Here is a 10,372-nt window from a genome sequence, read left to right on the forward strand (position 1 = left end):
CTCACTCCCTGAATGGTTGGTCCCGACTGCGCCCCATAGCGCTCAGCGGACTCTCCAACAGTGGTCCGGACAGCCGGGACGGCAGTACTCGCGGCTAGGACGTCTACGGACTTCTTGTGTTAGCGTTACGAGGACGACTACGGACTTCTTGGACCTTGGTGAGGCGGGAGATCGGATGAACGACACACTCCGGCGCGCAATGTTCGAGGCGCGGCTCGTCGAAGGGGATCTGGCGACACGGCTTGTCGTCGACCCCAAGACCGTGCGCCGATGGCTGGATGGGCGTCTGCCGTACCCGAAGCATCGCGGTGAGCTGGCCCGGTTGCTCGGTGTCGACGAGGGGGAGCTTTGGCCGGAGCTTCGCGCGCTACGAGCAGCGAAGTCGAGGCCGGCCGAGCTCACCGCGGTTTACCCGCGCCGCAGCCTTATCCCGCAGGATGCCTGGCTCTCAACCTTTGCCGCTGCCCAGCACGAGATCAACATCCTTGCCTACAGCGCCAGATTCTTGGTCCAGAACTCTCGCTTCCTCCAGATCCTTGCCGACAAAGCGGCGAAGGGCATCAGAGTCGCTGTAGTCCTTGGCGACTCGAAGCGTCTCGATCTCGACCGCACGGGTTCAGAGGAGGCCGAGGGTGAGGTCCTTTCGGAGTGCATCGATGAAGCAGTCGAACGTCTCCGTCCTCTTGCCGCATCTGGTCAGGTGGAGCTTCGCTTGCACGACGCCGTGCTCTACAACTCGATCTACCGCGCCGATGGTCAAGTCCTGGTGAATCAGCATCTGTACGGCGTCCCGGCCGCCGACGCACCGGTGTACCACTTTCACCAGAAGGATGACGGGGGGATCGTCGGGTTCTACCTCTCAAGCTTCGATCGCATTTGGCATCAGGCGAACCTGCTCGATACGTGACGGGCCGGCCACCAGAGACGTCCCAGATGTCCCCAGGAAGTCCTCCCATGTGAGCACGCAGTCGTCGTAGCGTCAGATATGTGATCAACGCGAACGATGCCAGCGAGACCGCACGGAAGCTCCTTGAGACCGAGCTGCCGCGGAGATGGGCTCACACCCAAGGAGTTGCGAGACGTGCACGCGGCCTAGCGCGGGTGCTGGCGCAGGAGGCTGAGCTGATTGAGGTCGCTGCCTGGTTGCATGACATCGGCTATGCATCGAGCGTCGCTTCGACGGGCTTTCACTCGCTGGATGGGGCGAGGTATCTGCGCGACGTACTGATGGCCCCCGATCTGTTGTGTCGTTTGGTGGCGCACCACACCGGTGCGTCTGTTGAAGCCGAGGAGCGCGGGATGCCGTCCATCTCGAAGGAGTTCGCTGCACCCCCGCCTGAGTTGCTGGATGCTTTGACCTATTGCGACATGACCACAGGTGTCGATGGCACACCCACTGACGTCGATTACCGACTCGCCGAGATCCTGACTCGCTATCCAGAGGACCACATAGTCTATCGCTCGATCACCCGATCAGCGCCAATCCTGAGACATGCGTCACGAACCGTGGAAGCGCGGCTAGCGGCGATGGGTGGGTCACACCTCGCTGCCCAACGCTGTACTGCAAGCCGACCTTCTGCGATACCGGAGGCGTCGATCGCGCCACGGCCGCCCGCAACCGCACGGTGGCCCAATTCGACTCAATCGAAGTACGGCGATGACGGTCGGGTGAGGTAATGGTCGAGGCGCCGGCGCATTGATCGATCCATGGTGAGGTCAGCGAGCTTGGACGCTCCGACCCAGTGGACCTCGGTGCTTTCACTGCTGGGGGTTGGTCGGCCGCCGACCCAACGACCGGTCAGCAAGATCGAGAACTCCTGCCTCGCCTCGCCGTTGCTGGTGTAGAGGATGATGTGCTTAGGGTCGGTGAAGATCCCGACGATGCCGGTGATTTCGCATTCAATGCCGGTTTCCTCGAACGTCTCGCGGACGCCGGCCTGCGACATCGATTCGCCGAGGTCGATGGCGCCGCCCGGGACTGCCCAGTTGCCGTTGTCGGAGCGACGGATCATGAGGATCTCGCTGGCCTCGTTCTCGACTACTACGTTGACCGACGGGACCATGCTGTTGGCGGCTGGCGCGGATGGGTCGTCGTAGTAGTCGATTCGCTTCGGCATCAGTCCTCCGGTAACGGCATCGCGGTGTCCCAGACTCTTTCGAAACTCTCCAGATAGACATTCGCGAACTCACCACCGGGGACCTTTCGCAGGTGCCATACCGGCGCATGGGGAGCAGTGAAGCCATATACGTGAGTGTTGACCATTAGCTGGTCATCTGCCCGATAGATGGAGTTGTAGAGCACCGTTCTGTGCAGGCGGAACTCGATGCCCTCCACTTCGCGAAGTGGGCGGTAGAGGGCGAGCGCGTTGCGGATCTTGGCGGCCATCGCATCTCCGATGCCTTCCTGCTCACCTCGCTCGGCGATGTGTATGTCTTCCTGGTCTCCGACGAGGATCCGAACCCGTGCGCCGGACTCCGCCTTCTTGCGGATGATCCTCAGCAGTCCGGTGTCCTCGGCGAGGAACAGGCCGGCGTAGACGAGGACGCCGATCTCCTCCTCACCAGACTCGAAGAGGCGTCGCCATGCGTCCCGCGGCACCTCGGATCGGTGCGGGAACACCGCGATGACTTCGCTCTCTGACGCGGCAACGACCTGATCTCTGGAGAGCGCGTCCGGCCAGAGGTAGCTCTCGTCGACGCCCAGACGACTCGAAACGGCGTACCGATGACGCCGGTAGGGCATCCGGCCGTTGACCCAGCGCTCGACAGTTTTGACGTCTACGTCCAGGTCCGACGCGAGCGCATTGGCCGTCAGGCCCTTCTCAAGAATCACAGCTCGCAGTCGTTCGTTGGCCATGAACCTAACCTTAGACATCTCGGGACGTCTCCAGCCTAGGCGGGACGTCTTTGACACGTCCAGCCACGCCGTGGCGACGTCCCGGCCTCTGGGGGCAGTCTCTGGGTATCACCTGGAGGAGGCAGCGATGAAAGGCCGAGTGAGGTACACCTTCGAGATCGCCACCCGGCGAGAAGGAGGGGTATGGCAGGTCTTGGTAGCCAGATCCGGTCTCTTCAGTCGGACGCCGAAGTCCACGGCGCGCAGCATTGTCGAGCGGTGGATCTTCGAGCAGCAAGGTCAGCTTCGTGGTGGGCGAGTCGTCATCCAGGGAAGGCGCACCGCCGCGCCGAAAGGGTTCGAAACTACCGTGCGGGTGAGAGTGCTCGCAGGCGATGGATCCGGCCGGCAGTTGGCCGTGGCTTACATCGGGGTTGACCGGTCGCAAACGACCCCCAGGGACACCTACACGGTGCCGGATCTTCGGTTTGTTTCCGCTGGCCAGCTCACCGGTCATGGCCGTCACTAGCCGGGTGCGGCAGCCGAACGAGCTCCTGCGAAAAGCTCGAGGCGAGATCTCACAGGCGACGTTGGCCGACCTGATCAACAGCGAGATCTACCGAACGACGGGTCGAGTGGCGGCGATTACCTCGAAATCGATCTCGGATTGGGAGCGTGGCTGGTACTCGTGGCCGGCGGCAGATGTGCGATCGGCACTCTGCAATGCCTTAGGCGTCTCCGAACCCATTGAGCTCGGGTTCCAAAAGCGGCGCCGTACAAGCCCGGATCGGAGCATCTCGCCTGCGGCTCGAGAGGTGAGGCCGCTCTTGGAGGTTGTCGGAAGCGGGCAGAAGGCGGCGGAAGCGGGCGCTGTCGAAGCCCTCAGCGTCCCGGGGGGACGGTCGTTCGTCGGCGTGGAGCTCGCCGCCCACCACTGCGTTGCTGAGGGCACCGGTCGAGGATGGGTCGTGGTTGAGCCGCCTGAGGACTCTGTCCGGTCACTGAGCCGCCCGGATCGCCGCTCCCTGCTGGTCGCTGCGGATCCGCACGGAGACGAACCGCGGTACTACGTTTCCGACGGTCGACGGTTCGCGGGTCGAGCTGTGCGTAGTACCGGACCACAGCTGGTTCCGACAGCACATCTTCTGGATGATCTGACGGTCGGCATCATCTGGGCGATCGCCAACACCGATTTGGCGCTGCTGGGAGATGATGCGCAGCTGGACCGGTACCAGGGGCGTCTGGCGCACTATGAGGGGCGGCCCGCTTCGGCGGCGACGCTCAGCGAAGTGCCAGATCTGAACGCGGTCTCAAGGCAGTGGTTGGGATCGCGCTTCTGCTCTCGTCACATCATGCGGCACTGGGAGCGGCTTACGGCCGCGCCGCTGTTCTGGACGCGGGAGCAGCGCGGCGAGGACGCGGTGTCGTGGTTGATCTGGTCGCACAAGTTCGAATACCTCCGCCGTACGTCGCGACGCGGCGGCACCCGGCGGGGCTTCTGCATCCCGGCACATGAGGTGCTCTCATCGCCGCAGTACGAGCGCGTATTGCTTCTACTTGCGATGGCGCTCATGGAGGCGTTCGCGATCCGGGTCGAGCTGAGCGCCGAGCCGCAGCTCGGTGAGATCGAGGGATTCGTCCTCGCCGATGATGTGATCGTTGCGAACTGGCTTCGCGCGCCCGGCCTCTGGTACGTCGACGCTGGTGCACCGCCTTCGCGCTGGTCGACGTACCGAGAGATCACCGGGCATCTCGCTGCGGAGTCAGTGGCCACTCAGTCGACCGCCGCTGGGAGGCTCGAGGCATTGGCCGGCTATCTGAACATCTCTTGGGGATGGTTCCGGAAGCGATGCCAGGAGCTCGCCCTGCTCGGCGTTGACGGCTTCGCTCACCCGAGGAGTCGCCTCCTGTCCACCAGCGGCCTCAACACGGCCATTCGCTACGTTGCCTACCTCGACAGGCTTGAAACTACCCAAGGAGAAACCCTTGCGCGCCGCTGAACTGACCATGGGCCGAACCTTCGTCGTCCACTTCGACCACGGCGACGACTTTTACACTGCGCTGGCTGAGTTCTGCATCGAGCACGACGTACGGCAAGGCTTCATCCCGATGTTCATCGCCGGCATGCGAGAAGTCCAACTAGTCGGCACCTGCGAAAGACTCGACAACCCCGACGCGCCCGTCTGGAGCGCCGTCCACCTAGAAAACGTCGAGGCTATCGGGGCAGGCACCCTCGCCTACGACGAAGAGTCCAACGTCGTCCTCCCACACATCCATGTCTCCGTCGGCCTCAAGGCCCACTCAGCCACTGCCCATACCAGCCACCTCCTCGGCGCCAAGATTCAGTTTCTGACTGAGGTGTACCTCGTCGAGGTCAGTGCTCCCAGTTTCATCAGAACCCGCCAGCCAGCGATGTACGACGTGCCGCTACTGACATTCGGAGAATCCTGACGATTGACCGCCGCGCAGCCGCGACACGACAGCCAACCTGATCTCTCGTCCGTCCATGCTCCGACAGTACGGAAAAGGGTGGTAGCGAGTTCTTCAACAGATGACTGGCCTTAGCTGCGGGAACCCTGCGAGCACGAGGTGTTCCACGCCTCCAAAGCTGACTCCCGGACCGCTAGGAGAACCGACCGAGCTCAGCAAAGGGTGCGTCAAAGGGGTCCCACAGAGTCACAAGGCTCCGTTCGACGCGGACAGCTTCATCGAGGCCGAACTCGTCGCCCAGAACTGTCCTCCGGAGCTCAAAGAAGCCCTGCGCAACATCTCCCAGCAGCTAGCTCCCGCATTCGATCTGCAACTGGTCGGCGTTCTCGATAGATGGTCGCGACCCAGCCTCCAATTCTGTCTCGGCTACGACCTGTGCTGTCCCTAACGGAATCGATCAGCGAACCGCGGATGATCAGACCTAAAGCGGAGCAGCGTTAGTCAGTTGGCTGCCAGGGGTGGGTTGGCAATCATGCACAGTTGGCCCATCCGGCGACCGAGGCTGTATGAGCGGACATGTCGGAGAGGCATGCCAAGATGGAGGGATGCTGGACATCCCCGCGATTCTTCCCGCTGTCCGCGGTGAGGGCGTCGCTGACGTAGTTCGCTCGATCGCCGCAGGCGCGAGCAATCTCCGCGGTATGTCCGCAGGCGTGAGGCCTGCGGACATGGTGGCCTCGTACGTGCGGTTCGTGGAGCAAGCGGAACGGCTGTTAGGGGCGGTCTTCACCGTGGAGGCGGTCGCCGACCTACTCCACACACCGGCGTACTGGTCGCTGGTCGGCTGTGATCCGATGGCGCCACGGGTGATCAGCCAGGTGCTGACTGAGTGCGAGCGCCTCGAGCGGCGGCTCGAGGATGTACAGGACAAGGTGAGGCAGAACGTGGAGCGCTGGGTGTCGCCGGCCCGGACGCTGGTGGTGCCCGACACCAATATCTTCCTGGATCCACACCACGACGTTGCTGCAGTCGACTGGCAGCTTGCGGCAGGCACGACGGATGGCGTTAGGGTAGTGATCCCGTTGGTCGTGATCTACGAGCTCGATCGGTCTAAGCGCAACGGCAGCAAGGACACCAACACGAAGGCCAGAGCCGCGTTGAAGTGGTTGAGCCAGCATCTGCGGCCACGCCCGCCGGCCGAGCCGACACCGCTAACCGACGGTACGACGCTCGAGGTGTACGTCCACGAAGGCCCGGCGCGACCTCACGACGCCGACGGGATGATCATCCAGTTCGCCGGTCAGCTGGACACGCTGTCCGGCCTTGCAACGCTCCTGTTCACGCGCGACCTCAGCATGCGGCTGCGCGCCGAGGCGCACGGACTTGAGGTGCGGCAGCTCCGCGACGAGCGAGACTGATTCGGCGGCCGACCTCCTACGTCGAGCCACGCCCCCTTTGGTCTGCCCAGGTCGGCCAGCATCGCGAAGATTTGCAGCTCCATCCGTGACCCGGCTGGATATCGGCCAGCTCATTTGCCTAGCCCCGCGAATCACTGTCGGACCTGGGCAGTCGGCACAGGCTCGCTGGTCTAGTCCAAGCCGGGCCGATAGTTAGCTTGGAGCCGTCGGCAAACGATCACAGAGAGAAGGAGTCGATGGGGCACGATCAGCGCGACTGGTTCGCAGAGACGTTCGATGCGGCGTTGCTCGATCAGACGTTGCGGCAGGCTGGAGTGCATCCCGATGACGTGGTGACGTTACTCAGGTACGCGCCGTTGGCCCTGACGCATCTGACGTGGCGCAACTCCGTGATCGAGGACTGGCACGCAGGTCCGGACTCGCGGATTTCCGATGGTGACATGTTCCGCACGAATGTGGCGACCACCCGAGTGTATGCCGAGAATCTGTGGCCGATATTCGCTGAGGGCCTAGCCGCTGCCGAACTGCTCGAACGACACGATCTGGACGAGTATGGCGCCGAATCGCTGGAAGAAGCGTTCGGCTTCGCGTACGACGAGGTGTTCGATCCGGCGAGAGTTCTGCCGAATGGGATGACACTCATTGATCTGGGAGGCGACGAACTGGAGGCACTGAGGGAACACGGCGCTCGGCAGCTCGATGCCCTTCTCGACCAGGCAGACGAGAAGGGCGTGCATGTGGTGGTCTCCTGGCTGGCGATGCGCGCCGTTGGCACCTGTCGGCAGTGGTGGTTGTCGCCGCGATGGCCTGACGTGGTCGACGCGTTCTTCGAGCGTCTCGATAATCGCGATGATGCTTTCTGGGCGTCCGATCGTTATCCTCGCACGCTCCCATCTCAGTTCGGCGATCGAAAGGCAGTACGTCGGCTGTTGCTGACCGCACCAGACGAGATGGCCGCGGAGCTGGCAGAGTTCTGCGTGATGGATGGTGGCCTGGGCTTCGTCCGTATCGACCCAGCGCCATGACTCTGTACTGCGACCGGGGACAGCGGCCACAGCAGCGTGCTCGGCCTTCCGACGATATCTGAGTTGCTGTTGCCGCGTAGATGTGAGGCGGCGCGCACGGCCCTGACTTGCGTACCGTGCCCCAGCGACAGCCTGGTGTTCGCCGCGTCCGAAACGGATGGCCGCCTGTTCGTTGCCATCCGCAAATTGATCGCTGCTTTCCACTGGCAGAACGGATCTGTCCGGCTCCTGAGGCTATCTCGCCTGAACTGAGGGCGCGACCGCGTGGTTGCGGCGAGGGGTCCAGAACCAGGCACTGGATGTGCGTCATGCTAAAGGCAGCGGCGAGTTCGCGACGTACTGGAGGGGCCGGCGGATGAGTGACCGATCAGCGATTGAATGGACCGAGGCGACGTGGAACCCAGTGACCGGTTGCGACCGGGTGTCGGCCGGCTGCGATCACTGTTACGCGTTGACATTGTCGAAACGGCTCAAGGCGATGGGCAACGCGAAGTACCAGAATGATGGGGATTCGCGGACGTCCGGACCTGGCTTCGGCGTCACGGTACATCCGCAAACGCTGTTCGAGCCTTACCGCTGGCGGTCGCCCCGGGTGGTGTTCGTGAACTCGATGAGCGATCTGTTCCATGCGCGTGTGCCGATCGCCTTTGTGCGCGATGTGTTCGACGTGATCAGGGATACGCCTCAGCACACATACCAGGTACTTACCAAGCGATCGTTGCGGTTGCGACGGATGGCTGGGCAGCTCGACTGGCCCGAGAATCTGTGGCTGGGCGTGTCGGTCGAGAATTCCGGCGTCCTGTCGCGGGTCGACGATCTTCGTCAAGTGCCGGCCGCCGTGAGGTTTCTGTCCTGCGAGCCATTGCTCGGTCCGCTGGACAGCATCAACCTGAGCGGTATCGGATGGGTAATCGCCGGCGGTGAGTCCGGCCCGCGGTGCCGTCCGATGGAGCTCGGCTGGGCTCGCGGAATCCGGGACGCGTGTCTGCGCAGCGATGTTCCGTTCTTCTTCAAGCAGTGGGGAGGGCGGACGCCAAAGTCGTTGGGCCGTGAGCTCGACGGGCAGCTCTGGGATGAAATGCCGGATACTGCGTCAGCCGGATGAGGGTACGCCACGAGCCGCGACCGCCGTTCCGACGTACTTGTCGAGCCGGTCGGACATTGGTTTCGGCTCCAACCTACCGTCGGCGTACAAGCGCGCGAGAGCCTGCCGCAGGTGTTTGCTCCACGCAAGGCCAAGTGTGTTTCCGAAGAGGGCGGTTGCGTCGAGCGGGACATTGACCACCCCGTTGTGGGTCAGCAATGAGCGTGCATTCGATTCAATCTGATCGACCCACACTGCTTCGCGTCGCGCCTCCTCTTCCGGGAATTCGTCCTCCAGCGGGAAGAGGCCATCGTCTTCTGGCGGAGGTGGGTTGCAGTACCGTCGCCACTCCGCGCTGGCTTGGCTCGCCGCCTCGCGGATCCACCAGACACCGTCGGGGTGCCGCGTGAAATGCAGAAGCCAGTACAAGGGGACATGGTGGGCGCGATTCTTGACCGGGATGAGCGTCGAACGGCAGCCAGTCGATCGCTCCACGCGCTTGGCGAACTCGACCGCGATCTGCTCTACAGCATCACTTGGTGTCGCAGCTGAGAGATAGACCTGGCGCCACCACGGCCCATTGAGCACCTCGTCCAGGTGCTCAAGTGTCTTGTGTTGCTGTGGAGTCAAGGGACTCAGTCGAAGGTACCCGCCGGCACGGGCGAAGGCTCCGGAGATGAAGTTCAGCAGCACCTCGGTCTTGCTTCCGAACCCTTTCCGCCGACGGTTCAGAATACGGATGACCTCAGGGAACGTCGGGCCGAGCCCGTACGGATCGATGAACATGAAGAGCGGCGAGTCGCCCGCGTAGGCGAGTGCCTCGTTCAATTGCCCACTGGCTGTGCCGTAGAGAGCCTCCCACCGTGCCGTGCTAGGCATCTCCCGCTCGAGGATGGTCTTCAGATGTCGATGGTTTCCTTTACGCGCTTCGATGAACAGGCATTCGATCTGGCGTTGAGACATCGCTGCCACGTTCCGTGCGATCAGTAGCGGGCTGCCCGGAGTACCGTCGTCGTACGACCCGCGGCCGGCGTGCGTGTCAACGTAGACGAGACGCTTGTCGGGCTCTGTGGACCCCGCCTTGCCGGCGAACTTGGGAAAGTACACCTTGAGGATTTTGTGTTTGAACACGGCCGCAGCTTGCTTTGAGACGAAGAATGGGTCGTCGCTTCGGACATCCTGCTCGCCACCAGTCTCGCCACCGAGATCGTAGTCCTCCAGGTCTTCCTCAAGAGGATCCCCGTGCGACGCTGAGTCAGCTGAACCCTCCACGACAACCGCCTCCTGGCAATGCGACCGTCAAACTACGCTACGTCATCACGTTCACAGCCGCATGAACTCCCGCGCGTCGGCCCCCCCGGATCGCAGGTGATCGGCAAGGATCAGGTCTCAGCGATTGGAGCCCTGATCGGGCGGACGACCAGGAGATCCGTTGCTGCGTTTTCCGAATCGCGACAATGACGCCCTGCACGCCGCGTTGAAGCAGCGGATGAGCGATTTGTCGACGCCCCTGCTGCGTTCGATCCCCGGGGACCAGGGAATCGCGATGGCCCACCACACCGCGATAGCTGCGACTCTC

Annotated in this window: 11 protein-coding genes; 7 read left to right on the forward strand and 4 right to left on the reverse strand. The window is 63.0% G+C overall.

Annotated features, from left to right (window positions below; all coding sequences use genetic code 11):
* Nucleotides 1–175: 175 nt before the first annotated feature.
* Nucleotides 176–907, forward strand: a complete 732-nt coding sequence (locus tag VFG33_RS02570) for a helix-turn-helix domain-containing protein (protein WP_325021942.1) — start codon at nucleotides 176–178, stop codon at nucleotides 905–907.
* An 80-nt stretch (nucleotides 908–987) separates the two neighbouring features.
* The gene (locus VFG33_RS02575; RefSeq protein WP_325021944.1) at nucleotides 988–1,677 is read left to right on the forward strand and encodes an HD domain-containing protein; all 690 of its coding nucleotides are present in this window, start codon (nucleotides 988–990) and stop codon (nucleotides 1,675–1,677) included.
* Here VFG33_RS02575 and VFG33_RS02580 read toward each other — a convergent pair.
* From VFG33_RS02580 to VFG33_RS02590, 3 genes are all read right to left on the reverse strand, one after another.
* Nucleotides 1,641–2,117, reverse strand: a complete 477-nt coding sequence (locus VFG33_RS02580) for an NUDIX domain-containing protein (RefSeq protein WP_325021946.1) — start codon at nucleotides 2,115–2,117, stop codon at nucleotides 1,641–1,643. The two genes, VFG33_RS02575 and VFG33_RS02580, sit on opposite strands and share 37 nt — an antisense overlap.
* Entirely contained in the window at nucleotides 2,117–2,857 is a 741-nt protein-coding gene (locus VFG33_RS02585) for a helix-turn-helix domain-containing protein (protein WP_325021948.1), read from the reverse strand. The genes VFG33_RS02580 and VFG33_RS02585 overlap by 1 nt, the downstream gene beginning before the upstream one ends.
* Nucleotides 2,858–3,834: 977 nt before the next feature.
* Nucleotides 3,835–3,978 (reverse strand): hypothetical protein, encoded by a 144-nt coding sequence (locus VFG33_RS02590; protein WP_325021950.1) that lies wholly within the window; start codon nucleotides 3,976–3,978, stop codon nucleotides 3,835–3,837.
* A 51-nt stretch (nucleotides 3,979–4,029) separates the two neighbouring features.
* Between VFG33_RS02590 and VFG33_RS02595 the strand changes: the two genes are divergently transcribed.
* The 5 genes from VFG33_RS02595 to VFG33_RS02615 all read left to right on the forward strand — a co-directional run bounded on the left by VFG33_RS02595 (nucleotide 4,030) and on the right by VFG33_RS02615 (nucleotide 8,814).
* Nucleotides 4,030–4,836 carry a hypothetical protein gene (locus VFG33_RS02595; protein ID WP_325021952.1) on the forward strand — a complete coding sequence of 269 codons (807 nt, stop codon included), beginning with the start codon at nucleotides 4,030–4,032 and terminating at the stop codon, nucleotides 4,834–4,836.
* Nucleotides 4,823–5,287: a PPC domain-containing DNA-binding protein gene (locus VFG33_RS02600; RefSeq protein ID WP_325021954.1), complete on the forward strand. Its 465-nt coding sequence runs from the start codon at nucleotides 4,823–4,825 to the stop codon at nucleotides 5,285–5,287. Before VFG33_RS02595 ends, VFG33_RS02600 begins: the two co-directional genes overlap by 14 nt.
* A 584-nt stretch (nucleotides 5,288–5,871) precedes the next feature.
* Nucleotides 5,872–6,684 carry a PIN domain-containing protein gene (locus VFG33_RS02605; RefSeq protein WP_325021956.1) on the forward strand — a complete coding sequence of 271 codons (813 nt, stop codon included), beginning with the start codon at nucleotides 5,872–5,874 and terminating at the stop codon, nucleotides 6,682–6,684.
* Nucleotides 6,685–6,920: 236 nt separating this feature from the next.
* Nucleotides 6,921–7,709: a hypothetical protein gene (locus VFG33_RS02610; protein WP_325021958.1), complete on the forward strand. Its 789-nt coding sequence runs from the start codon at nucleotides 6,921–6,923 to the stop codon at nucleotides 7,707–7,709.
* A gap of 355 nt (nucleotides 7,710–8,064) precedes the next feature.
* Entirely contained in the window at nucleotides 8,065–8,814 is a 750-nt protein-coding gene (locus VFG33_RS02615) for a DUF5131 family protein (protein ID WP_325021960.1), read from the forward strand.
* Here VFG33_RS02615 and tcmP read toward each other — a convergent pair.
* Nucleotides 8,803–10,065, reverse strand: a complete 1,263-nt coding sequence (gene tcmP, locus VFG33_RS02620; protein ID WP_325021962.1) for a three-Cys-motif partner protein TcmP — start codon at nucleotides 10,063–10,065, stop codon at nucleotides 8,803–8,805. The two genes, VFG33_RS02615 and tcmP, sit on opposite strands and share 12 nt — an antisense overlap.
* Nucleotides 10,066–10,372: the final 307 nt, after the last annotated feature.

The organism is Kribbella sp. (genome assembly GCF_035687465.1).
GTDB lineage: Bacteria > Actinomycetota > Actinomycetes > Propionibacteriales > Kribbellaceae > Kribbella.